Source organism: Deltaproteobacteria bacterium (assembly GCA_016874735.1).
Lineage (GTDB): Bacteria > Bdellovibrionota_B > Oligoflexia > Oligoflexales > CAIYRB01 > CAIYRB01.
Map to the genome: position 1 here is coordinate 1 of VGTI01000049.1, position 24,367 is coordinate 24,367.

The 24,367-nt window shown below is 54.4% G+C and carries 15 protein-coding genes and 1 riboswitch; of the genes, 8 read left to right on the forward strand and 7 right to left on the reverse strand.

Annotated features, from left to right (window positions below; translation table 11 throughout):
- Positions 1–536: 536 nt before the first annotated feature.
- Complete coding sequence (locus FJ146_15575) at positions 537–1,355, reverse strand: transposase family protein (protein MBM4253388.1); 819 nt, start codon at positions 1,353–1,355, stop codon at positions 537–539.
- 269 nt (positions 1,356–1,624) lie between these two features.
- Between FJ146_15575 and FJ146_15580 the strand changes: the two genes are divergently transcribed.
- From FJ146_15580 to FJ146_15590, 3 genes are read left to right on the forward strand one after another with little or no spacing between them, the layout of a single operon-like run.
- Positions 1,625–2,989 (forward strand): ABC transporter permease, encoded by a 1,365-nt coding sequence (locus tag FJ146_15580; protein MBM4253389.1) that lies wholly within the window; start codon positions 1,625–1,627, stop codon positions 2,987–2,989.
- 18 nt (positions 2,990–3,007) lie between these two features.
- Complete coding sequence (locus FJ146_15585) at positions 3,008–3,784, forward strand: outer membrane lipoprotein-sorting protein (protein ID MBM4253390.1); 777 nt, start codon at positions 3,008–3,010, stop codon at positions 3,782–3,784.
- Entirely contained in the window at positions 3,781–5,130 is a 1,350-nt protein-coding gene (locus FJ146_15590) for an ABC transporter permease (protein MBM4253391.1), read from the forward strand. The genes FJ146_15585 and FJ146_15590 overlap by 4 nt, the downstream gene beginning before the upstream one ends.
- A gap of 14 nt (positions 5,131–5,144) precedes the next feature.
- Here FJ146_15590 and FJ146_15595 read toward each other — a convergent pair whose 3' ends face one another.
- Positions 5,145–6,509 carry a hypothetical protein gene (locus FJ146_15595; protein ID MBM4253392.1) on the reverse strand — a complete coding sequence of 455 codons (1,365 nt, stop codon included), beginning with the start codon at positions 6,507–6,509 and terminating at the stop codon, positions 5,145–5,147.
- Between the two features lie 162 nt (positions 6,510–6,671).
- Positions 6,672–7,679, reverse strand: a complete 1,008-nt coding sequence (locus FJ146_15600; protein MBM4253393.1) for a hypothetical protein — start codon at positions 7,677–7,679, stop codon at positions 6,672–6,674.
- 312 nt (positions 7,680–7,991) lie between these two features.
- Here FJ146_15600 and FJ146_15605 point away from each other — a divergent pair, with 312 nt between their 5' ends.
- The gene (locus tag FJ146_15605; GenBank protein ID MBM4253394.1) at positions 7,992–14,705 is read left to right on the forward strand and encodes a hypothetical protein; all 6,714 of its coding nucleotides are present in this window, start codon (positions 7,992–7,994) and stop codon (positions 14,703–14,705) included.
- A gap of 2 nt (positions 14,706–14,707) precedes the next feature.
- Here the strand turns inward: FJ146_15605 and FJ146_15610 are convergent, their stop codons facing one another.
- Entirely contained in the window at positions 14,708–16,597 is a 1,890-nt protein-coding gene (locus FJ146_15610) for a tetratricopeptide repeat protein (GenBank protein ID MBM4253395.1), read from the reverse strand.
- A 210-nt stretch (positions 16,598–16,807) separates the two neighbouring features.
- Positions 16,808–16,906: riboswitch (purine riboswitch) on the forward strand.
- On the opposite strand from FJ146_15610, the gene FJ146_15615 reads away from it, so the two are divergent.
- Positions 16,897–17,418: a hypothetical protein gene (locus FJ146_15615; protein MBM4253396.1), complete on the forward strand. Its 522-nt coding sequence runs from the start codon at positions 16,897–16,899 to the stop codon at positions 17,416–17,418. Its footprint overlaps the riboswitch before it by 10 nt.
- A complete protein-coding gene (locus FJ146_15620; GenBank protein ID MBM4253397.1) occupies positions 17,381–19,000 on the forward strand; it encodes a mechanosensitive ion channel family protein in 1,620 nt (539 codons plus the stop codon). The genes FJ146_15615 and FJ146_15620 overlap by 38 nt, the downstream gene beginning before the upstream one ends.
- Here FJ146_15620 and FJ146_15625 read toward each other — a convergent pair.
- The 3 genes from FJ146_15625 to FJ146_15635 form a co-directional block, all read right to left on the reverse strand.
- Positions 18,972–20,156: an MFS transporter gene (locus FJ146_15625; GenBank protein MBM4253398.1), complete on the reverse strand. Its 1,185-nt coding sequence runs from the start codon at positions 20,154–20,156 to the stop codon at positions 18,972–18,974. The genes FJ146_15620 and FJ146_15625 overlap by 29 nt on opposite strands.
- Positions 20,153–22,165 carry a phosphoenolpyruvate synthase gene (locus tag FJ146_15630; protein MBM4253399.1) on the reverse strand — a complete coding sequence of 671 codons (2,013 nt, stop codon included), beginning with the start codon at positions 22,163–22,165 and terminating at the stop codon, positions 20,153–20,155. Before FJ146_15630 ends, FJ146_15625 begins: the two co-directional genes overlap by 4 nt.
- An 85-nt stretch (positions 22,166–22,250) precedes the next feature.
- Entirely contained in the window at positions 22,251–23,234 is a 984-nt protein-coding gene (locus tag FJ146_15635) for a hypothetical protein (GenBank protein ID MBM4253400.1), read from the reverse strand.
- On the opposite strand from FJ146_15635, the gene FJ146_15640 reads away from it, so the two are divergent.
- Both FJ146_15640 and FJ146_15645 read left to right on the forward strand, forming a co-directional pair.
- Complete coding sequence (locus tag FJ146_15640) at positions 23,233–23,574, forward strand: hypothetical protein (protein ID MBM4253401.1); 342 nt, start codon at positions 23,233–23,235, stop codon at positions 23,572–23,574. The two genes, FJ146_15635 and FJ146_15640, sit on opposite strands and share 2 nt — an antisense overlap.
- Before the next feature lie 146 nt (positions 23,575–23,720).
- On the forward strand, positions 23,721–24,257 hold the full coding sequence (locus tag FJ146_15645; protein ID MBM4253402.1) for a two pore domain potassium channel family protein: 537 nt from the start codon (positions 23,721–23,723) through the stop codon (positions 24,255–24,257).
- Positions 24,258–24,367 lie beyond the last annotated feature (110 nt).

Below are 24,367 nucleotides of genomic sequence, written 5' to 3' on the forward strand. Positions count from 1 at the left end.
ACCGAAAGCGAAATGAAGACAAGACGTGGACAGGACAATCAGGCGGTAAGTAAGAGAGTAACAGCGACGGGATTCGCTAACGCGAATCCCTTGAGATCGCCTAGACCGCCCCATAAATGAGGCGGATCGTATTGAATCACGGGAAAATGTTACCGAAAAGTGAGTAGTCTTTGGATGTTAGGCTGCCTCTGGATCAAATAGCACCTTTCCTTGTTGAAGCTTGTGAAGTCGGTCTCCAAATAGCCGTAGTTTAATGTCCAAGCCTTTCTTGAGCTGGAGAGGGTCAAGTTGGCTTCGATCAGCAAGTAATCGCTGTGTCCGGAGGTCGGATAATTTACCGCTGTCGAGCAATCGATCACAGGGTGTTTTCGGTTGATCGTAGAACTTCCTTAGCTTTCCACCGATTCGCACTTTGCGCTTCAATTTGAGTACTGGGCAAAAGAAGTTTAAAAGGGGGTTCCAGTAGTTTTGATAGATGTCATTCATGAGATCGATAAGATCTTGTTCCTCTATTCTGTGGTAACCGAATAGCTGTCTCACGTGTGTATCTTTTTTTGCTCTACGTGGGCCGCGTCGTTTTTCTTGTATGGGCGCCTACGAACGAATTTGACGGGCCCGTGTTTTGGGCTCTGCATGTAGCTAACTAACGACTGATTGATAAACTCACTACCATTATCGCATGCAAATCCATGCATCCGAAACGGCAGTTGACCACGAATTTCGATGATTTTGGCGAGTATTGACTGGGCGTCTTTACCTAACGTAGCTCTATTGACAGTCCACCCCGAGAGCAAGTCGGTGATAGTCAGTGAGTTAGCAAAATTACCATGAAGACTATTGCCACAGTGAGCTACGGTGTCAGCCTCCACCATACCTGGTTTATCAACATGCTTATCGATAAGCTCGATCGGAATCTGCGACTTAAGAAAGGCACCCGCCTTTGTGGCCGAGAGACCGCGGTTACATTTCTCCTTGAAGGGTCTGAGCAGTCGATCAATCGTCGAGGAACTGATTGCCAGAAGTTTGCGCTCTGACTCCTCGGAAAGACTTACCGACTGCTTGTAGTATGGGAGCCAAATCGCAATAGCGGTCTTCATTTTGACCGAGCACATGTAATTCATGAGCTTCCAGAGGTCGACCAGATGGCGCACCACATCTCCGTCATAAGTGGCCTTGGGACCTGGCCTGGCCCGCGCCTCGGAGGACGGCCGATTGAGGACCCTGATGGCATGTTTCCGGGTATAGCCGCACACGGCGCAAAACTCGTCCAAGATCAGGGTTTGGCCCCTCTTGGTAGCATTTTTATAGCGCTGACGGATGGCCGCAAGGTATTGTCTTCTTGCCTCGATAGTCACAGCGAGTCCTTTCGCTAAGCCCTGAAAAGCGCGCGGGAAACGAGATTTTCAGTGCGGGTTAATGTGATTTATCGAGGCAGCCTACCAAATTTTTTCGTACCGCTTCAGTAACATTTAATTCAACGCAACTCGCGGATTGCGGCGATCATTTGTTCAAGACACCTGTCACATTTATGATTATTGCCGAAATATCAATAACTTAAAATTTTAATTTAAGATCCGGTCATTTAGCGCCGATAGCACCGGCGTCAAAGCGCAGGAGGTTGGCTATGGCATTCGAACTCTGGTGGATGGCGCTGAAGAATCTGTCGCGCAACAAGCGACGCAATGCGGCGACTGCTTCGGCCATCGTTTTTGGTGTAGCAGGGATCACGGGATCGATTGCCTACTACCACCACGAGTCCAACTCACGCCGTGTGTTTACGATCTACTCCTCGAGGATGGGACATCTTCAGGTGTATAAGCCCAGCGGCCTTGAAAAGTTTGCCTTTGACCCGCAGAGATTCAGTCTGACTCCCGACGAGACGTCGCGTATCGCGAAGGTTCTGAATAGCGACCAGGAAGTAGCCTACCACGGCCCACAGATTCACGGCATGGGTCTCATCAGTAACAGCTGCAACTCCTTTCCATTTCAGGTGCTGGGGATCGACCCAGAAGTCGACCAGAGGATTTCTGTCCACGATGAGCTCAAAACGTGGGCGACTGATGCCCACAAGCAATTTCATGGGCAACATCTTTGGGAAGCGTCGGCAGCTGTCAACGGCGTGCTCCTCAGTAACGGTTTATCTCAGGCTCTGGAAAAACCTCTCCTGCATTCTGAGGTCCCAGCTGGCTATGAGTCAGAACCGATCGACTGCGCCGATCCCGATGCGGCAACAAAGTGGGCCAGAGACTCATATGTGCAGATGTCAGCCAACGGTTGGCATGGAACGCCATCGGTCATAGACGGGGAGATCATCGGTCGTTTCAATCCTGGCAGCATTTCTACAAATAACAGTTTAGCTGTGGTTCCGCTAAAAGTGGCTCAATCCCTCTTTGGAACCGATGGGTCGATGCGCCACGTCATCTGGCTGAAGGATGCTCGAAATCTCCACGGGACAGCGGACCGGATCCGCGACCAGCTCGTACAGGCGGGACTACAACTTGATGTGCGGCGCTTCGACGAGGAAAGTGTGGTCCCATCTTACGCAGGTACGCTCGGCTTCATTGATATCCTCATCGGCTTTGTAAATGGTCTGACCTACATGATCATTCTTTTTTCCGTGTTTAATGCTGCCACTATTACTGCCGTCGAAAGATCGCAGGAGATCGGTATGCTTCGCGCTCTTGGTTATACAAGAAGGCGCATTCGAGTTCTATTTGCCATGGAGTCGGCGATTCTATCAACGGTATCCATTGCCGTGGGAGTTGTAGCCGGTCACCTTTTAACCGGTGGCCTCAACAGTGCAGGATTCACCTACCGGACACCTGGGATGGATTTAGCGCATCATGCCATGACGCTTACGCATAACTATAGCTCCATGAGCCTGATGTCCTTTGCCGTGCTTGGGCTATCGCTAGCATCGACGTATCTCGCTGCCTGGACTATTGCCGAAAAGAATGTTGCCCACCTGCTGACGGGACCCAGTCATTAAGAGAAATGAGGAATAGCTATGAAAAGTATCAAATTAATTAAAGGCAGATACCAGATCGCAAGAGTCGCCGCTATCATCGGTGTTTCCCTGATCGCGCCGTCCATTGCACACGGCACCGAGGATCCGTCCAAGCTCATCGCTGATGCCGATCAGGCTCGCGGTGGCCTGCTCGACGGCGTTTCGTGGCAAGTCGCAGTACACTCGGTGATTGACGATAAAACGGAAGACTTAATACTGGATTTCAAGCGTAAGGGCTACAATGCGCGACTCGACATTATCGAACCCGCAGCACGAGGCGGAGAGGCTCTGCTCTTTCGCGATCGCGACCTCTATTACAAGAAGCCCGGTCTTAAGCGCCCCATGATCATCAATCCGAGTCAAAAAACCCTAGGACCGACCTCGAACGGTGACCTCGCCGCCGCAGATTATGCCCGTGACTACAACGCCTCGATTACGGGCAGCGAAACCCTAAGCGGCACGGACTGCTACGTGCTTATGTTGACCGCCAAGCAAGGACGCAAACCAACTTATCAATCTGTACGTTATTGGATCAGCAAGGACAAACACCTGGGACTTAAGGCCGAGTTCTTAACGGCCAGCGGCGAGGTTTTCAAGACGGCTACTTACACGTATGACGCAAAAATCAAAATGGGCAACAAAACCGTACCATTTATCAGCGCCATGAGTTTCCAGGACAAGCAGAAGCCCAAGAACACCACTCAGGTCAAAATTCTAAACCCGACAGTCATACACTTAAACGACAGCGAGTTTGAGCTTAAGAACTTCTCGAAATGAGGGCGCCCATGGCCAACTCCTCCATCTACTCCAAAATCACCAGCCTGGCATGGCGCAACGTCATACGGAATTGGCGGCACAGTCGTGCCGCACTGATCACCATCACCTGCGGTTTCGTTGCCAATGCGTTGCTACAGGGATTCATCGCCCATGCCACTAAGGCGGCCGTTGATAACTTCTCTCTGCGTGGCATGTTTGCCGACGTATTAGTCGTTCGTGAGGGTGCCGCGCTAGATCAGCCGTCCAAACTCTGGAAATCGGCTATGGGGCGACCCGAGCAGGAGTTCATCGATAAATTCCTCCTCAGTGATCCTGATGTCGAGCACCGCGCCAGATTTCTCACTGTGACGGGACTTGCCAGTGCGGGAAACCGTAGCGCTATTTATTTCGGTGTGGGCTACGACATCGTCGAAGGGGAAAAGATTCGTACGGAACGCTACAAACGCGATGTGATCGTGGGTGACATTTTGTCACCGGATCGTCCTGGCCTCGTCACTGGTATCGGCTTAGGTGCGAGTCTAGGCTGTGAGGGTGGTTACAAAGACCGCTCCAAAGCAAGAATGGATACACCGGAGACGCTGGTGAACAACCTACTCCCGCTTAAGTGCGCCGAAAACCAAGTTTCCCTCACGGCAACCACGGAGCATTCCAGTATCAACCAAATCGATCTTCCGATTGTTGGGTTGACCGATGCTGGTCTGAGAGACATCGATGACCGGGTCGTTTTCATGTCCCTGCCTGCTGCCCAAAAATTGATGGACACGGACAAAGTCTCGTTCTTCACCGTTAAACTCAGACCTGGTGCCAGTCAGAGCGCTTTTAGAGAGCGTTTCAGTGCGGCTGCTAGTGCGGCGGGATTCAAGCTGCAGGCGCCCTCTTGGCGCAATTACGGTCAGGGGGCAGAGCTTGCCACCGAGTTAGACCTGCTCACACTGCTCAATGCAATTTTTGGCTCGATCATGGCGACTATGTGCGTGATGGCCATTACGTCTACCATGATTAAAATTGTCACCGAAAGAACGCGGGAAGTGGGCTCCCTAAGGAGCATGGGATTCCTTCGTAAGCACATTGTTTATATGTTCTGCGCTGAGGGCGGCTTCATCAGTCTCATCGCTTGTATCATCGGTCTCGGCATCACAGCCGCACTTAGCAGAGGCATTGCGCTGGCAAACCTAGGTTATACCGCTGGACTATCACAGACCGCATTTCCCGTGCGCGTCATGGAAACCCCCTTGCTGTGGGCGGTTTCCATCCTCATGCTCACCGGCTTAACGGTGATCACTTCGTCCTTGACGGCGCGGCGCGCGGCTAACCAAGTGATTGCTGATGCGATGAGGCACGCATAGGATTTAGGTAAAGATCATTCTGGTGTGTAACCCTCAAAGCGGAACAGCTGGTTCGACCCATTATTGCACTGCCATTGAATCACACTGACACCGTTGTTTGTTGAACCATAGGGAATATCGAGACATTTATTACTGTTGACGTTGATGATATTGAGATGATTCATCTGCCCTTTACGTATGGTAAAACTCTGATTGGTTTTCCCGTGACATCCCCACTGAATCACTCGAGCGCCGCCCCACCGTGATGCCCCAGCAATGTCGAGGCACTGTTGGTTGTACTCAGGGCGAATCTGGTAAGAGCCGTTATCGCCACGCAGCAACGTGAATCTCTGATTGGCGTTGCCATCACAGTCGGTTTGCATGATCCGTACACCTTGAGCGCTCGCCCCCCCCTCAACGGCCAGGCACTTGTTTGCCGCGGTGACAATGCGGCCGGTGAAGGTAGGACGGGGCTTAACGCAAAAGGTAGTAAAACCTGCCGATCCACTTTCGATGTAACCACTTGGGCAGAGATTTTGTGACCTACCACTGACCCGTGCCCACACGTGCAGTAAAGAATCTATATCGTCTTCAGTAAATGTACTATGACCCTGCATGAGTGACTTAGGCTGGCCTGTCGGCGATTGGTATCCGTCCTCGCTATAGGTGTCACCAAGCCCGAGCAAATGACCATGCTCGTGACGGAATATCGAGCGAAAATAAGCTGGATCGTTGAAGTAGTCGGGTCGGAAATTAACCTGATACATAAATGGAAACGTCACCGCCACAGTACCGCCAGTGTCAGTTCGTCTGTCACCAATTGGAACCACCGCAGTGGTTGCCAAGATCTTCACAACCGGAAGACCACCAACAAACCAAGGACAGCTCGACGTAGAGCCGACCAGATAGGGAGTAATCGAGGCGACTGGCCAGGTTGGATCGCGCTTCAGGTGGGTATTCCACTCGTTCATGACGACTTTCACCGATTCAAGGCGCTCTCCCCGCACATCTGGAACCATCGGCACGTGCGAAGCGATGCAAACTGGGTAGCTAATGTCGGCGCGGCGCTGAATTTTCACTGCACTAGCATAGGACCTCAAGAACGAGAAGAGTAGGAATGCACCGTGTAGGTGGGCCAGGTTCAGACCAGAATCGCTACTGTCACTGACTGAGACTGAGCCAGCCTGAGCATCTGTGGCGACGACTTTTTCATCGGCAGTGAGGTGATTCGTCCCAACGCCGCAGGACTGGAGAAAGAATGCCCCAGAGGTGAGACATGCAGTTAACGTACGACTTGGTCTCGATGACTTGCGTGAGTCCATTGGTTTCTCCATCTCCAGGTTACGCGATGGCTCTGGTCTGAGCCCTCCTCTAAGGACGCGTTGCTGGTAAATCGCCATGACTCTGACGCACTGCTTATAGCCTTTATCGGCTCTTACTGAAGATTTCTTTAGCAAGAAGCGCAAATAGCCGTAACTAAATATAAATATTTTATATATTTTCTGAACACATCATGTCGCTCTGGGACAATACGACTATCCCCAAACCGATATCCGCAACGATCAGGGATTGATCCCAAACATCTGTACCCGCACCCCGCCCAGGTTGTTGTTCCACTGGTAGGTGTCCATCACGGCAAAGTAAAGCCGTGTCGCCCTCGGGGGGACCACTACGCGGTGAAACTCACCGTTGCTGCGAAGTCCCGTGCCGATAAAAAACACCTGTCCTAGCCCCGGACTAAGCGACTCGTAGTCTCTGGACTGTGGGGTCGCAAAGCTTAAAGGACCTGGCGCCGCCTGATTGCTGGGATCGCTGTCGTCAAGGAATACCGCCAGTAAGGCGCAGAAGGGCGCACTGATGTCTGACTTACCGTAGAGCCCCGCCTTTTGGTGGGTAATGATCTGATTAGCGCGCCCATTCGCATTGATCGCAGCCACCTTGGGATCGTAGGTAATCGTACCGTTAACGCGAAAGATCAGAGATTTCCCAGGGGCAAAACAATCACCAATGATCTTAGCCTGGATTGGATTGTGTTTAGGCGCCCGATCTACAGGATCGGGCCCACCGCCACCGGCTAAATCGTAAGTGATCGTACTACCTGCTGCGACACCGGCCATGTAGGGATTCGCCGTAGCTGGGACAAAGTGCGATTCACTGCAAGGTGGCGGACCAGGTTGGATCAACGTTATGGTCTGATCACCCGGTGGATTGCCACCGCTTTGGCCAGCGCCGCCTGCGCCACCAGCGTCGGCACCTGGTGTCTGCTGGCCGCCGGTCACGATATTGCCGATGGTAGAAAGGATCGACTGCAGCGGAGTCCCTTGATTCTCACCCGCGCGCGTCGCGCTGATACCACCGTCAGCTGGCTCGTCAGCGGGGCGAGATCTAAAAACAACAGGTTTTGTCGCTGGTTCGCTAGTGCCCCTGGTTTTTTTCTCTTTGGCCCCACGCGTACCCTGCGCCATCGGTGATTCACCACCAAACGCCGTATCTTTACAGCCAGAGCATGTCATAGTCACGAGCGCCAGAAAGTAAGCGGCCAATGATCGTCTAGAATCGACGCGCACCATGGGTAACCTCTTCCACTACTAAGTCCCCGGCAAAGCAGCCTGGATGCAGGCTTATCGGAATTTTACAGAATTTCTTTAGAAATAAATTCGTAAATAGACTTAATCTGATACTATTCACCGCGTGAACAGCTACTCAGTGCATGCAATCACCGCACCTCGAAAAAGCACAGCTTTACTTGGACAATTTCTCATCAAATATTCGCAGCTTAGCTTTATGTTAAAGAAATCATTAAAGTAAACCCAAATTTTGCCGATCCGTCTGACGTCTGAAGCCTACGAAACGCGTCATGACACCGAATGTGGGAGTCAACCGTGCAAGCGGATACAAGATTCCTAAATTATAAAGCAATGCTGCGTGCGCTGCTTTGTGCATTCGCCGGAGCATTGGTACCTTTTTTTGACGCCGCCTATCCCCAGACTGCCACATTTCCAATGAGCTATTCAGGGCGGTTGACTCTACCCAGCGGTGAACCGTTGTCCGGTCCGGTCGACATTGATCTCCGGTTTTGGAGCGCGGAATCGGGTGGCACGGAGCTCGGAGCTCCGTTTCAATATCAAGCTGTTCAACTAAACCAAGGGTTGTTTCAGCTCAGATTGCCGTTTACTAGTATTCACGCGGACGAAATCCTGGGGGACCTATCGGAGCCAGTCTTCGTTGAAGTGACCGCCCGCGGCGTGACGTACCCGCGGCAAGAGCTTCGTTTTGTGCCGCTGGCGCTGCGAGTTCCAGTTGACTCTAAGACGTTAAAGTTCGGTGCGAACGGCAGGTTGAGCGTGGTCATTCCTCCACGGACAGACTCCGACTCCTACTTAGGATTTAGCAGCGACGGCACGTTCACGTGGGAGCGCAGGTCAGCATCTTCGATTATGAACCAGCCTGTCTCGCCGCGCGCTCCACGCTCGGGCGAGGTATTGACCTACGACGGTAGCCAATGGGTGCCGCAGTCTACAATGCAGACCGGCACAATCAGTTTGAGTCCCAACGGAGTGACAGCAGGGACATATCCACGCGCCACAGTCGCTGTTGACGCAACAGGGCGCGTCGTGAGCGCAGAGAGCGGTACGCCGATTGACTTACAAGCGGAGGTGACTGGGACGCTCAGTGTGAGTCATGGAGGCACAGGATTGACCACACTCACCGAGAACTATTTGGTCGCCGGTAACGGTACGAACCCAATACAGCTTCTCGCCCCCGGAACAGCTGGCAACGTTCTAATCTCCACAGGTAATTCTTGGGAGAGCTCTGTATTCCCTTGGGCAACTCCCGGCACCATCGGCTCAACAGCACCTAACACTGGTGCCTTCACCAGCATCATGTCGAATGCACAGGCCGGCTACGAAGCTAAACCATTTGGTGTGACCGCTGGTAACACCGGGGAAGTGCGCTTCGATGAGCTAGCTGCTAACGGCACCAACTACGTCGGCTTCAAAGCTCCAGACGCAATCGCGGCAAATAAAGTATGGGTGCTACCAACTGCAGATGGCACTGCAGGTCAAGTACTGAAAACTGACGGGTCTGGTAACCTTGGCTGGGTATCGGCCGCTGGTGGAAGTGTTACGAGTGTCGGCATCACAGCACCTGCTGCCGGTATCACCGTCACAGGTGGCCCGATCACATCAGCTGGAAGTATGACTCTCGCTCTCAGTAACGACCTAGCTGCCGTCGAAGGTCTAGCCACCACCGGTGGTGTCGAGCGCACCGGTGCTGATACTTGGGCTACCTATGCTCTTACCGCCGCTGGCAAAGCGCTAATTGCTGATGTAGATGCCACGGCACAGCGATCCACTCTCGGCTTAGGAGCATTAGCAACCGCTGGGGCAGTATCTGGTGGCAGCGGTGGCACCATCACGGATGGCACGATCACCAACGACGACATCGCTACAGCTGCCGCAATCGTAGATACGAAGCTAGCTACAATCTCCACAGCAGGTAAGGTCTCGGGCAGTGCTATTACCTCTGGCACAATTGCGGGTTCAACTGCAATTAACTCCACAGGTGCTTTAGCCAGCAGTGCTCAAGGTGCTTTCGAGGCTAAACCATTCGGCACTGCTGCTGGAAATACGAGCGAGGTCCGCTTCGATGAACTCGCTGCTAACGGCACCAATTACGTCGGCTTTAAAGCTCCTGATATCCTGGGCGCCAACAGAATCTGGACGCTACCAGCAACTGACGGTACCGCTGGACAGGTGCTGAAAACTGACGGTGCAGGAGCACTCAGCTGGGTATCAGCTGCTACAGGGAGTGTCACTAACGTCACCGGCACCGCTCCCATCTCGGTAGCTACCGGCACCTCGACACCCGTCATCTCGATGTCGCAGGCCAACACCACTACGAGTGGCTTCTTGAGCAATACTGATTGGAATACGTTTAACTCTAAACAAGCTGCTGGTAACTACGTCACCTTACTATACGGTGACGTAACATCGACCGGGTTTGCCAGTGGCTCAGTATCCACGACTTTAGCTAGCGTAGCTATCGCGGGTACTTCGACCAAAGTGACTTACGATGTGAAAGGTCGGGTCACCTCCGGCACATCACTAAGCGCCTCAGATATACCGACACTGACATCAAACCAAATCACTACCTCACTCGGTTACACTCCCATCAACCGCGCTGGTGATTCTATGAGTGGCGCCCTCAATCACGGCGCCTTCGACATCAACAACACCGGTAATATTCAGATGGCGGCCTCAAAGACTTTAGCACTCAGCACCAACACCTCAGACCCTGCTGGCCTCGTCGCAGCAGATAAAGGCAAAACCTGGTTTAACGCGACCACCAATCAAATCAAATACTGGGATGGCTCAGCGGCCGTCGCACTTGGGGTCTCCGGATCTGGCCTAAGTTCCCTGAACGGTCAAACTGGTAATACGCAGACATTTGCCGCGCCAGGCAATTCAGGTACAGCCCCAGCCTGGTCTTCTACTGCTAACGCTCATACGCTTAATATTCCGATGGCATCCGCTGCCAGTGTCACCGCGGGGTTATTATCAAACACGGATTACAATGCATTCTCTAACAAAGTGACCAACGTCGCGCAAGGGACAGGCATTGCAGTAGCCACTGCCAGCGGTACTGCCACAGTGAGCCTAGGCACCATTGGTACTGCAGGTAACTACACCAAAGTCACTACCGATGCTTATGGCCGCGTCACTGCAGGTACAAGCTTAACCCCAGCAGATTTGCCTGCACATAGCGCGAGTCTTATCACATCCGGTACCTTGAGCGTCGCTAACGGCGGTACTGGTGCTACAGCACTGACACTTAATAACGTCATCCTCGGCAACGGGACCAATCCCGTCCAGGTCGTAGCCCCAGGGACCAGCGGTAACGTCCTCACCTCAAACGGCACAACGTGGCAAAGCACGGCTATGCCTGCAACCACATGGGCAACTCCCGGCACTATCGGGTCAACCACACCCAACACTGGTGCCTTCACAAGTATCACGTCAAATGCTCAGGCCGGCTATGAAGCTAAACCTTTTGGTGTGACCGCCGGTAACACCGGCGAAGTGCGCTTCGATGAGCTGGCTGCTAACGGCACCAATTACGTCGGCTTCAAAGCCCCAGACGCGCTCGCAGCCAATAAAGTGTGGGTGCTACCAACTGCAGATGGCACTGCAGGTCAAGTACTGAAAACTGACGGCGCTGGTAACCTTGGCTGGGTATCGGCCGCTGGTGGCAGTGTTACGAGTGTCGGCATCACAGCACCTGCTGCCGGTATCACTGTCACGGGTGGACCCATCACATCCTCTGGTAGCATGACGCTAGCTCTTAGTAATGACTTAGCAGCGGTCGAAGCTCTTGCCACCACCGGCGGCGTCGAACGCACAGCGGCAGACACTTGGACCACCTACACGCTAACTGCTGCTGGTAAGGCCCTGCTCGACGATGCTGATGCTACGGCGCAACGGACGACACTGGGACTTGGCGCCTTAGCAACCGCTACGGCGGTATCTGGTGGCAGCGGTGGCACCATCACCGACGGTACAGTCGTCAATGCTGACATCTCTATGACAGCGGCGATCGCTACCTCTAAACTCTCGGGCCCTGTGACTGCCATCACGGGTAACGGCCTGGGCACGCTGGCTACAGCTTCAGCAGTATCTGGTGGCAGCGGTGGCACCATCACGGATGGTACGATCACCAACGACGACATAGCTGCCGCAGCGGCAATTGCTGACACCAAACTAGCGACGATCAGCACTGCTGGTAAAGTGTCTGGTACCGCTATCACCTCCGGCAACATCACGACTTCAGGCGCCATCGCCAGCAGCGCCCAAGGTGCTTTCGAAGCTAAACCATTCGGAGCAGCCTCTGGAAATACGAGCGAGGTCCGCTTCGATGAGCTTGCTGCCAACGGCACTAATTACGTAGGCTTTAAAGCACCAGATCTTCTTGGCGCTAATAGAATTTGGACGCTACCAGCAACTGACGGCACTGCAGGACAAGTGCTGAAAACCGACGGTGCTGGTAACTTAGGCTGGGTAGCGGCTGCTGGCGGCAGTGTCACTAACGTCACTGGCACCGCTCCCATCTCAGTAGCTACCGGCACCTCAACACCCGTTATCTCGATGTCGCAGGCCAACACCACTACGAGTGGCTTCTTGAGCAATACGGATTGGAATACATTTAACGCTAAACAAACAGCTGGTAACTACGTCACCTTACTATACGGTGACGTAACATCGACCGGATTTGCCAGTGGCTCAGTGACCACGACTTTAGCTAGCGTGGCACTGGCAGGTACTGCGACTAAAATTACCTACGACGTCAAGGGCCGCGTCCTTAGCGGGACAAATCTAACCCCAGCAGATTTGCCTGCACATAGCGCGAGTCTCATCACATCAGGTACGTTGAGGGTCGCTAACGGTGGTACCGGTGCTACGTCTCTCGCTGCCAACAACGTCATCCTCGGCAACGGCACCAACCCTGTACAAGTCGTCGCTCCGGGCACGAGCGGTAACGTCCTCACCTCCAACGGCACAACGTGGCAAAGCACAGCACTCCCTGCAACCACATGGGCAACTCCCGGCACTATCGGCTCAACCACACCCAACACTGGGGCCTTCACCAGCATCACGTCCAATGCTCAGGCCGGCTACGAAGCTAAACCGTTTGGTGCGGCCGCTGGTAACACCGGCGAAGTGCGCTTCGATGAGCTTGCTGCTAACGGCACCAATTACGTCGGCTTCAAAGCTCCAGACGCGCTCGCAGCGAATAAAGTGTGGGTGCTACCAACTGCAGATGGCACGGCAGGCCAGGTACTCAAAACCGACGGCTCCGGTAACCTTGGCTGGGTATCTGCTGCTGGCGGTAGTGTGACGAGTGTCGGCATCACAGCACCTGCTGCCGGTATCACCGTTACTGGTGGTCCGATCACATCTGCTGGCAGTATGACTTTGGCACTGAGCAATGACCTAGGTGCCGTCGAAGGTTTAACGACCACAGGTGGCGTCGAACGCACAGCGGCAGACACTTGGACCACCTACACGCTAACTGCTGCTGGTAAGGCCCTGCTCGACGATGCTGATGCTACGGCGCAGCGTGCAACTTTAGGCTTAGCTGCATTAGCCACAGCCACAGCCGTATCCGGTGGTAGTGGTGGCACCATCCTTGACGGTACGATCACAGATAGCGATATTGCAGCCGCAGCAGGAATATCGGACGCCAAACTTGGAGTGATAACCACTGCGGGAAAGGTCTCAGGATCTGCCATTACTTCGGGAACGATATCTGGAACCACGTCATTTGCCACTTCTGGCAATGTCACAACGACAGGCAGAATCGGCATCGGATCCGCAAATCCCGCTGGCCCTCTTGATGTGAGTGGAGCATTTATAGCCCAGACCGGATCCATCACCATTCGGAGCGAAGATAGCGCCGCGGAGGGGGGGCAACTCGTGCTCGCACCAGGTGGTGCCCGCACGGTGACTTGGACCATGGACAATTTCGATAACCGGCTGCGCTTTTTTAGCGACGCCACCGAGGACGTTACGATCTTGGCTAACGGCAATGTCGGGATCGGCCTGGTGGCGCCGTCACAGAAGCTGGCCGTTGCTGGTACGATAGAGACCACAGGGGGTATTAAGTTTGCGGATGGAACGACTCAAACCACGGCTGCCTCCGCAAACCAATGGACCACGTCTGGGAGCGATGTCTACCGTGCCTCGGGCAACGTTGGGGTGGGAGTTTCAGCTCCAGGTGCAACACTTGAAGTTAACGGCACGATAAAGTCATCCGGAGAGCAAATCGGAACCATGGGATCAGGTTACGGGCAATCGCGATTTGTGAACGGTAATTACGGAATCATCAATCGCAACGATGGTTCGAATTACTACATCTTGATCACTGCCTCAGGTGATCCGTACGGGATATGGAACGGACTCCGTCCTTTTACCCTAAACTTGGCATCCGGTGATTTGACCATGAACGGTGTGATCGCGCGAGCCAGCGGATCGGTCGATTATACCGGCGCGCAAATAGCAAGCGGCGTAGGTACCATTCGTGACGCTGGCGGTGGATGGGTACGCACTTATGGCGAAACAGGATGGTACAGCCAGACTTATGGCGGGGGTTGGTACATGTACGACACGTCTTGGATCAGAGCATACGGTGGTAAGAACATCCATACATCCGGCGCTATTCAAGGTGACTCGGTGGTTCAGAGTGGCTACCTGTATTCCTGGGGTAACGGCAAATTTGATGGTGCCGTGGGCATTGGCATGGATCCATCGGTCAAGTTAGATGTGAACGGTACTATCAACGCAGGTACAGGTGGATCTCGTGGCGCTGTGCTCCATCAACCCTGCACGACGAGGACTGCGGCACACCCGAATGTTGCCACCTGTGCCGGCAATGAGCAGGTGACTGGCGGATCTTGTCGTTGTGGCAACAGCCTTCATCTTACGAGCGGAAGTTACCCATCAGGCAACGGCTGGGCGTGCAATCGCTACTGCACCGCAGGTGGCTGGGATTGGTCGCAAGCAGCGACGGCCTATGCTATCTGCTGCGTCGTACAATGACATCACCGCCTAAATTCCTGCCCCTTAGGCTTCGTGAGCCTTATCCGCCTAAGTGCCGTAATCGCCGGTTGAAACCCCTGCCCACTGGCTGTGGTCCAGACGGCAATGGCCTCATCCTTGCGCCCGGTTGCTTCGTACACTAAACCCATACTATGTAGAGCCTCGGGTTTATAAGGATCACGCGCAATGGCCTTTTGCAGCACCTCTTCGGCCCGCAGATAATCTCGCGTGCGCAGGTAGGCTACGCCGAGATTAGCGTAGGTGGCAGCATCGTGGGCACCGAGGACCAGAGCTTGTTCGTAAGCCTCGATCGCCTTGGCTGCCTCGCCCTTGGCGAGCAGGAGTTCGCCACGTAGCGTGTGATAATGCAGATCTGTCAGCCCGCTCGGACCGACTAAATCGAGTTGCTCCAAGGCCTCGTCGCTGCGGCCCTGCGCACGCAGCATCCGGGCAAAATGGAGACGGCCGCCGGCGTGTGTGGGATCCAAACTAAGACCGCGACGAAAGAAGGGATCCGCATCGTCGTATTTTCCCTGCAGCGCCAGCACGTGTCCGAGCCAAATGAGAGCGGATGCATTGGCACCACCAAAATGTAGATTGGCGCGCAAATGCTCCTCGGCGCCGCTCAGGTCATTACTCGCAACATCGGCAAGAGCGAGGTTATAGTGGGAGTCGGGAAACCACGGCCGGATGCGGATCGAGGCCTCGAGATAATGCCGTGCGGCCTCGCCGTCGCCCTGTTCGAGAAGCGCCGATCCCCAATTGAAATAACCAAACCAGCTCTCTGCATTGGTGGCCACCATGCGCCGCGCTACGGCAATGCGACTAGCCCAGTGATCCATCTGCAGCGCTGACAAACAGGCCCATACGATTACCGTGGCAGTGAGGACCCAGTGCAGCTGTGGACCCCGACGCCACCACATAGCCATGAGCAGCCCAGGGCCTAGCATAGCGATGTAAGTATAACGATCGGCTACGGCGGAGATAGCCTGGTAAAAAAACGGCACAAACCCCAATGTTGGGAGCAGACCAATGACAAAAAGGCGTAGTCCGACACTACGCAATGCAGCGATGGCAAAGATCGTGCCGGTCGCAAGCAATGGTACCGAACGCATAATCTTGACGGGTGTTAGTCCGTAGTCTGCACTGAGTCCAATGGGCCAGGCCAATTTCTGTGCGTAAAATCCGAGGGCCGCCAGAACCAATGCTGGGCGCTGGTGCCACGGGACGACAAAGGGATTCTCTACCGCTGGCTGCAAGTGGGCACTCAACGCAGCAGCTGCTACGGCCATAAGGGACCAAAGGAGCAGCGTGTCGCGATAAGGCCGCTGCCATAGACGACGCACAATAAGTACTGCGGCAATCAGGGGAGTAACAACGGCCGTCGGTTTTGACAGTAACGCTAAACAAAAGGCGACGGTAGCAAACGCCAAAGTAAACCGTCTTTGTTTATGATCGGGATAGACATAAAGCAGTAGCGCAATGAGCGACCAAAAGGTCGCCAGAAGATCGCGCGCCGAACTCACCCACGCCACGGATTCGACCTGCAGTGGATGTACGGCAAAAGCGAGAGCACCGACCGAAGCCGCAGCGCGTGTCAATGCCGGCTGCCATCTCCTAAGTAGCAGAAAGACCACACCAGCATTGAGCCCATGCAAGGTGGCGTTGGCTAGATGAAATCCAGCTGGTTTGATCCCTCCTAGGACCAGTGCGAGAGCCCGCCAAAACGAATAGCTGACGGGGATGTAAAGGTGGAGGAAAGGACGGACCCAGGCTTCCGCCAGACCCACGGAGCCGGTGATGAGGGGGTTACCCTGGAGGTTGGCTTCGTCATCGATGCCGGCAAACTCAAAGAGATAGGTACGCCCGTAAAATACCGCAACTATGAACACAATACCGCCAAACCAATAGAGATTTGGCGCTAAGGAGGGTGGGTTTTCGGGTGTTTGGTCCACAGTCCACGAAAATTACAATTTAGACGCTGAGTGACATGGTTTTCCCTTTAATGATAAGGGGTTTTAGCGCTTGGTCCAGAACTTTCTTAGCGTCTTTCATGAAACTTTAATAAAAAAAGGTTGCACGTTTCAACCCGGCTCAGTACAAGGTCGGCGTCAGAGCACACCCGTATATGCTGGAGATATGGTCCAGCGTTTCTACCAGGCACCACCAAATGCCTGACTATGAGGAGCAGATGATGTTGAGAGCCAAGTCTTTGTTGCGCGTTCTAAGTACAACTTTAGCGATGGCTCTTTTGCCGTCAGTTGCGATGGGGGGGCATGATGATGCGCCCCCAACTTGTATGGACGAGAGAAATCAGGTCCTCGAGTACAACAACGAAGTCGTCGTTCACTGGGTTAAGACCACACGGAACCAGTACCGAGCCAGAGCTCACATCAACGGTACGGTTGTGAAGCTTTACGGCCGAAAAGGTGGCCACGAGCACCTATCGGTGCAGATCGGCAGCAACGTCACCGAAGTGATCGAAGTGATCTACAACACTGCTTTTGGTGAAGTAGAGCGTGAAATCGATGTCGGCTCTTCCGTGCAAGCTTGCGGTGACTACATCACCTCGAATAAGCCGACCGGCCACTACCGCGCGTCCCCGGACGGTGCGATTCTGCACTGGGTGCATAAGTCGACGAAACACTCACACCACCATGGCTACCTGATGATTGATGGTATACTCTATGGTGATGAAGAACCTGCTTACTAATTTGACGGCGCTGGTATTCAGCGCCTTTTTTATTTGCTCCCAACCCGCTCCTGCCGCGAACGGCAACGATGCGGGCACGGCCCAAATCATCAACGGCCAAAGTGATCACATTGATTCACCGCGGCACATGATGCGACAGTTCCTGCCAATCCTGCGGCGGAGTGACGTCGATGCTAGCCTAAGCTACATCCACTTCCCGCGCGGGATGGGTAGCGAGAGGCGGCGCAAGACTGCTGCTAATCTGATGCAGCTCCTTAATACCCGCGGGCAGATCGATCTGGCGCGGATTTCAGACGAGCCAGACGGACGACCATACGACGGACTCCCGCCGAACGTCGACGTAGTGGGACAAATCCAGCTCGGCAAGAACGCTGCTGCCATAGAGGTGGAACAACTCACCCTTGGGGACAACGGTCGCGATAATGGTCGTAAAATATGGCAGTTTTCCTCTGAATTTGTTGAGAGCCTACCGGAACTCCTCGACAGGGCAGCGGCGAGTAGCATCGTCGACAAACTTCCGCCTTGGTTAGCGGAGCCCGAGTTTATAGGGCTCCATGCCTGGCAGTGGCTGGGACTTGGCCTCAGTCTACTGATTGCCTTCGGTTTCTCCCGCCTCGTAGCCTATCTCATCATGTTAGCTGGCGAGTTTATCGGTAAACGCTACTCGTTCTGGACCACGCAGACTGGTCGGGCTGCTGCCCTACCGTCGCTACGCTGGATAGCGGGTATCTTGATTTTCCGCCTCCTGCGCTCTGGTCTCGAGTTGTCCCTTGAGCACAGGCAGTACTTGAATACGGGCGAGAATTTCATCTTAGTCCTCGCCTTCACTATGTTGGCGATGAACGTCCTGCACATGGTCATTACCTATTACCAAGTGATATTTGACCGACAGGGACGTCGCGCAGCCATCGGTATGCTCCAACCTATCGAGAAGGGCGCTAAAGCGCTCATCGTCATGGTGTGCCTCCTGGCCGTCATGCGCGCCCTAGGATTCAACGTCACAGCAATTTTGGCCGGACTAGGCGTCGGCGGTTTAGCCATCGCTCTGGCCGCGCAAAAGACGGTCGAAAACCTCTTTGGCGGAATCTCGGTCATCCTTGATCAACCGGTCCGGGTGGGAGACTACGGTCGTTTTGGTGAAATATCTGGCACTGTTGAAGACATCGGACTCAGATCAACCCGTGTCCGCACGCTTGACCAAACTCTAGTAACTATTCCAAATTCTGAATTCTCTATGATGAAGCTCGAAAACTTCGAGCGCCGCAGCAAGATGCGTTGGGCGCCGCGCCTCGGTTTACGCTACGACACGACCGCCGCACAGATGGAGCAGGTACTGACACACATCAGAGAGATGTTGCTCGCTCACCCCATGGTGCTGAACGATCCCGCTCGCGTCCGTTTCACTAACTTCGGCCCGTCCAGTCTTGACGTCGATATTTACGCGTTCCTAAAAACGGAAGAGATGAATGACTACTGGGCCGTCGTCGAGGATCTCAACCTGAAGCTGATGGCGATCGTTGCTGCATGCGGCGTAGAATTTGCATTCCCGTCCACTAGCGTTTATTTGGAGAAGGATCCTTAGCCGCCAGGCGCTGAATCCCGATCTGCAGCGATGCCACAAAAATAGTGGCTGCCGCGGCCGTGGTGAGAAGAATCTCATTGAGCTTGCCGCCAGCAACAAGTCCACCGAGCGGCAGCACGGCAACCGCACACACGGCACGATCAATAATCGACTCTAGAGATAGGGCCGTGGCACGCGCACTAGACTGCGTGATCGCGTCGTTGAGCAGCTGCTTTTGCACGGGGAATGCCACACCTGCGGCTAACGAAAACAAACAAAATCCTACTAGAGTCCCCGTCTGTCCCACACAGGAGACGACGACTAAACTGGCACTGATCACCACAGTCGCCCACGTCACGACACGGAGATCATCGATCTTCCGGCGCAAACGTGGCGCGAGCTTCGATCCCAAAGCTTCAAATCCTGTCATGAGCGACATACTCCAGCCGAAGCTGGTGATATCAAATTGTTTGGCGCTCAAGATTGGTTGGTAGAGATTAACTTGCAGGATCCGGACCATCACAAAGATAGCCACACCCTGCAGCATCACCATTAATAAGCGCGAATTTAAAATGTGGGTCACCGTCTCCCGCCAATGACCAGGCGTCTCGGTGACAGCCGCCTTGATGCGCGGTAACAGCAGGCCCACCAAAAGTGCAACCCCAGCATTGATCGCGCTGATCCAGTATGGGGCCCACAGGCGCCAAGCCATCAGCCACCCGACGACGGCCCAAGCGGCTATGCGGCCCATAAGACCGTAAAACCGTGCATCCGCCTCTACCTTCTTGTACTCATCGCCGCGGCTAACCGACTGCATGTACTCATACATATAGGCGCTCGATGCACCTGAGATGAGCGAGCGTGCCAGTGCCACAGCGAGAAAATGCCAGAGAAAACCATCGTAGGTAGGCGTCACGATCGGCAGCAGATTAGCCCCGACGAGCACTCCGGCACCCAGCAGCATGCTGGTGCGAAAACCAAAGCGGTCCGCAATGAAACCTGTCGGCACTTCCATCAGGCAGAAGGCGAGATAGTAGATACTCTGGATATCAAAGATCTGCCGATCAACCAGCCCCACCTGGCGCTGCACCGCATAAAATACCGGCACCCAAAGGAGGAGGTTGAAGAAAAACTGAAACACGATGTACAGCGTACTGACGACGCTTGGCCTCATCATAGGTGATAGGGCCGCAGCTGCAGGATGTAGATTTGGTCACCCTTGGCCGCCCATTCGATATCGGCCGGCGTCGCGAATGAGTAATCCTGGGCAAAATGCGACTGCAGGAGACGCCCGGCGAAGGCCAGCCTTTGCAGCACGTCGTGCTTCTTATCATCGAGATCACGACCAGTTGCACCCACGGCCAGTGTTCGCCCACCACCCTCCACGGTGTTGTAAAGATACTGATAAGGCTGCGTCGCCCCAGAGACGATCTCCACTGCCGAGCGGTCTGAGACATTGATGTAGACGTTACGGAAGTCAGCCGTTGGATTGGATGGGTTAGCCGTCACGAGCACGCCGCCCATGTCGGATTCCACTTCCTCCTGAATGATCACACCCATGTAGCAATCATCGAGCGAGATGCCGACCTCTTGTCTTAACCGCACGCTACGCGGCGAGACTAGCGACGCCCACACTTCTTTGATGCTCTCGAAAATCTTGTCGGCCGTCGTGATGTGATTCAGACTCTCGTAGATACCCGCGGCAGAGAAGTCCTTCAAATCCTCAGCATTAGATGAGCTACGGATAACAAAATTGCGTACGCCCGCCATGTGACGCGTGATCTGCGCATCGATCTTGTCCCGGAGTTCATCGCTAAACCGCGTGCCACGGATGAGCCGCTGAATCTCCACACAAAGGGCAGGGACCGCCTTAGCATCGAGTTCAAGCGCCATCTTCAGTTTGCCAATTGCCTGCTGGATTTGCCACGACGACTGCAGAAAATCTTGCTGCAACGAAAACGGCAGCGCAATGCCACGCGGCACCTCAACACTACTTTGCAGGAACTGCCACGATTTCTCCGTCAAATCCTCACCGTTGTTGGCACCAATGGCGGCTGCCAGGTAGGGCAAAAGATCTTTGCGTGGTGGCCGCGGCACGCGGTAAAAACCATCCAGACGCGACGAGCCGTGATCGAGGATGTGACGGAGTTCCCCAAGGTTGGCGGCTTTAGTGCCGTAGCGAAACCGCTCGCTCATTCTGAGCTCAGTCAGGGGTGCCACGCGCGTGTTGACCGTCTCGGGTGCCTCGAGCTTGATCGCATGGACACTCCAGGTCGGTTGCTGCGGCAGATGCTCTGGCTGGGCGATAGGCTCGAGGCTAATCGTCGTTGCCTTGGCCTCGACGCGGTAGCGGACCCACTGCCCACTGAGACCGCGTTCCATAAATTGTTGCCGCGCTCCGAGCTGCACGGCATTGGGAATCCCCCACCCGCCGGCAAGGACGTTGGTGTGGGATAGCGGCGTCGTATGCTGCGCGTTGATGATACCGGAAAGGCGCGGGATGTTGTCGGGGACCTTATCCATACAGATGATGTCGTACCACTTGAGCGTGTCGAAATCCTGACGGTAACTGTCAGCTGTGAAGATCCTCAGTCTGCCGGTAGCCTCACCGAGATTTAGCGGTACATAGTCATGAATTTCGTAAAGCTCGTGACTAAATAGCCGCGGCAGGCGCACCGGATCAATCGCACGAACAGCCACCTCTTGCTGATGATTACCCGGCTTGAGAAATAGCGGTATTGAGGGATCAATATTCTGCCGCAAGACGTCATAAAATCGCGTGAGCATCGCTCCGTCCATCGTGTCCACTTCGACCGTCTCGATGGTGAAGAATTGTTCCGCATCCTTACGATGCAATGCCAGAGTGCCGAGGAAATAAGGACGCTCAGTGCTCAGATAAACTAATTTATTAAACTCGTCGATACGGGTGCGGATTTCATCGCGCCTCACGCGCAGAAGGCGCTCGGCAATATAGTCGGCATGAAAGCTATACTCGTCGGTGTCGATAAAATGCACGGTGTCCGTGGCCAGGTCGACCACCACCTTGACGTAATGCTGGCCCGCTAACTCACCCGCTAGTTGGAAAAAGGCCGGTATCGTGAGCTTGCTCCCAACCTTGGAGCTGCCGCGCTCAAGGGGGAGCTCGGGCACGAGATTAAAGATTGGGGCGTTGGTGGTCGCTTCCATGGGGGCGTCCTCAAGTGTGCTGACTCACAGACTATTTGCGTGAGTCTGGAGCCGTAGTAGCACCGCCTAGACGCCCGTTTCAAGACTATTCGACCATGACGGCCCCACTGAGTTCGCCTGAATTATTGTTCCACTGGTAAATATCCATTACGGCAAAGTAAAGCCGCGCAGCACCCGACGGGACGATCACCTTGCGCAAATCACCGGCACTGGTTTTGCCAGTACCGATAAAGAATACCTGACCGAGTGCAGGACTAAGTGTTCGGTAATCTCTGGCCGCCTGCGTCGAAAAGTCTAGACCCGCCGGCGCTGGCTGGCTGGCCGGATCCCCCTCACCTATGAAGACACCGATAAGGCTGTTGATCGGTGCAGCGATGTCGGACTTACCGAATTGCGCGCCCCTTTGATGTCGCACAATTTGGTTTATACTCCCGTTGGCATCGGTCGGTGGATCCACGCGCGAAAAGGTAATGTTACCCGCCACAGAGAAGTAGATCGCCTTCCCTGGAGTGATGCAGTCGCCGATCGTTGCCACCAAGACGGGAGCATTCATCGGGCTAAAGTCTATCGGCGTTGGTGGATCGTACTGGGTGATGCGGTAGAGCAAACTTGCACCGTCGGCGACACCAGCAAAATAAGGATTGGCCGTCGCTGGCACCCGGTAGTGCTCGCTACAGGGCCGCAGTACCACCTCGGGGGGCATGATCGGTGGCACCGGAGCTGGCGCCGGAGCCGGAGCCGGAACGGGCATTGGAGCAGGGGCCGGCATAGGCGCTGGAACTGGAGCAGGGGCCGGCATGGGTGCCGGGACAGGCTCGAGAACAGGGGTCGGCATGGGTGCCGGAACTGGCATAGGTACCGGAGCCGGCGGTTCGACCGGGACTGGCGGTGGCATATCCATCGACGGCGGCGGTTCAGACTGGGCAGGAGGCGCCACGTCCGGCGGTAGAGACTCCATGTGAGGGCCGTCAGGGACGGTCGCCGGAGGCTCCTTGGGTGGTAGCAGAGGGGGAATCCAGCGATCGATCTTATCTCTGGGATTATCGTTGGTGGAGGACTGGCCGCTCATGGCGTCTAGACTTGAGGTCCGTCGCCCTTGGTCCCCGCTGCTCGCTGTAGGATCGCCTCCGTCACTTAACCCAGATGACGGTGCTGTCGTTGCGCCTGGTGTGGAAGTTGACGTCGCTATCTCAGGGCTCGCTGCCTTGCGTTTCAACTGCGGGTCTGCCGTATCGCCCTCAAACGTGGCATTGCTACAAGCAACGATGGACATCGTCACCAATGGCGACAGCCAAGCCCAGGTACTTAAGGCTCTTGAGGCACTTAAGGCTCTTACCTTGCTTAAGGTGGTTAAATTGATCTTAGGCATGAGAGTCCTCCAAAGTTGCCCGACGATCGCTGCCGTCTGACAGTGAGGCTTTCGGAATTTGGTACAAAATACTTTAATAAAAATTTGTTTATTAAAATCAGGGTGTTTCCGCGCGGATGTTAGCGTCAGATCATTTTCGTGCCGCGGCGGACTAATACCGACCTGATTTCTGCCGATATTTTCTCCATGACTACAGCAAAGCAAAACCACCATCAGCATATCGCCAAATTGCTGGAGCACTTGGGTACATGGCGCGGTTTTTTAACCCGTAACCGCATGTTTACCGTAGTTACGGCTTTGATCATGAGTTGGCTTGGGATTTCTTGGGTGGTGCTACTATTCGAATCGCTTAATCCGAGTGCACAGATACAGACGTATCCTCAGGCCCTGTGGTGGGGCATCGTTACATTCATGACGGTTGGCTACGGCGATCTCACACCCATCACTCCTGCTGGACGCATCGCGGCTGGTTTTTTGATGTTCGCCGGCGTCCTCGCCATAGGCATCATCTCGGCAAAAATTTCGGCATATTTTCTGCGTCAGGTTTTACTTGAAGGGAGGGGCAGCGTGGATCAGTCCAAGACCAAAAACCACTTCATCATCTGTGGCTGGAAAGAGGACATGCCTGACCTCCTGCGTCACATCCTCCGCGTCAATAAAGCACTTAAATCATCAGAGATCGTCATCCTAGCTAATGAACTTCTACCGCTGCGCTTTTTTTAGCTGGGAGTCGTGCTTTTTAAAGTGACGCGGATTTTCGATGAGATATTCGGCACGATCCTCAGCAACAATGGTGACAAAGGTAGCAGTACCCCAGTCAATCCCGACGGCCG

What these genes read in the sequence shown, in the direction of transcription:
- FJ146_15580 (MBM4253389.1), top strand. Translation starts at nt 1,625, where the DNA reads ATGGCATTCGAACTCTGGTGGATGGCGCTGAAGAATCTGTCGCGCAAC.
- FJ146_15585 (MBM4253390.1), top strand. Translation starts at nt 3,008, where the DNA reads ATGAAAAGTATCAAATTAATTAAAGGCAGATACCAGATCGCAAGAGTC.
- FJ146_15590 (MBM4253391.1), top strand. Translation starts at nt 3,781, where the DNA reads ATGAGGGCGCCCATGGCCAACTCCTCCATCTACTCCAAAATCACCAGC.
- FJ146_15595 (MBM4253392.1), bottom strand. Translation starts at nt 6,509, where the DNA reads ATGGCGATTTACCAGCAACGCGTCCTTAGAGGAGGGCTCAGACCAGAG.
- FJ146_15600 (MBM4253393.1), bottom strand. Translation starts at nt 7,679, where the DNA reads ATGGTGCGCGTCGATTCTAGACGATCATTGGCCGCTTACTTTCTGGCG.
- FJ146_15615 (MBM4253396.1), top strand. Translation starts at nt 16,897, where the DNA reads ATGATGTTGAGAGCCAAGTCTTTGTTGCGCGTTCTAAGTACAACTTTA.
- FJ146_15620 (MBM4253397.1), top strand. Translation starts at nt 17,381, where the DNA reads ATGGTATACTCTATGGTGATGAAGAACCTGCTTACTAATTTGACGGCG.
- FJ146_15625 (MBM4253398.1), bottom strand. Translation starts at nt 20,156, where the DNA reads ATGATGAGGCCAAGCGTCGTCAGTACGCTGTACATCGTGTTTCAGTTT.
- FJ146_15630 (MBM4253399.1), bottom strand. Translation starts at nt 22,165, where the DNA reads ATGGAAGCGACCACCAACGCCCCAATCTTTAATCTCGTGCCCGAGCTC.
- FJ146_15640 (MBM4253401.1), top strand. Translation starts at nt 23,233, where the DNA reads ATGGCGTCTAGACTTGAGGTCCGTCGCCCTTGGTCCCCGCTGCTCGCT.
- FJ146_15635 (MBM4253400.1), bottom strand. Translation starts at nt 23,234, where the DNA reads ATGAGCGGCCAGTCCTCCACCAACGATAATCCCAGAGATAAGATCGAT.
- FJ146_15645 (MBM4253402.1), top strand. Translation starts at nt 23,721, where the DNA reads ATGACTACAGCAAAGCAAAACCACCATCAGCATATCGCCAAATTGCTG.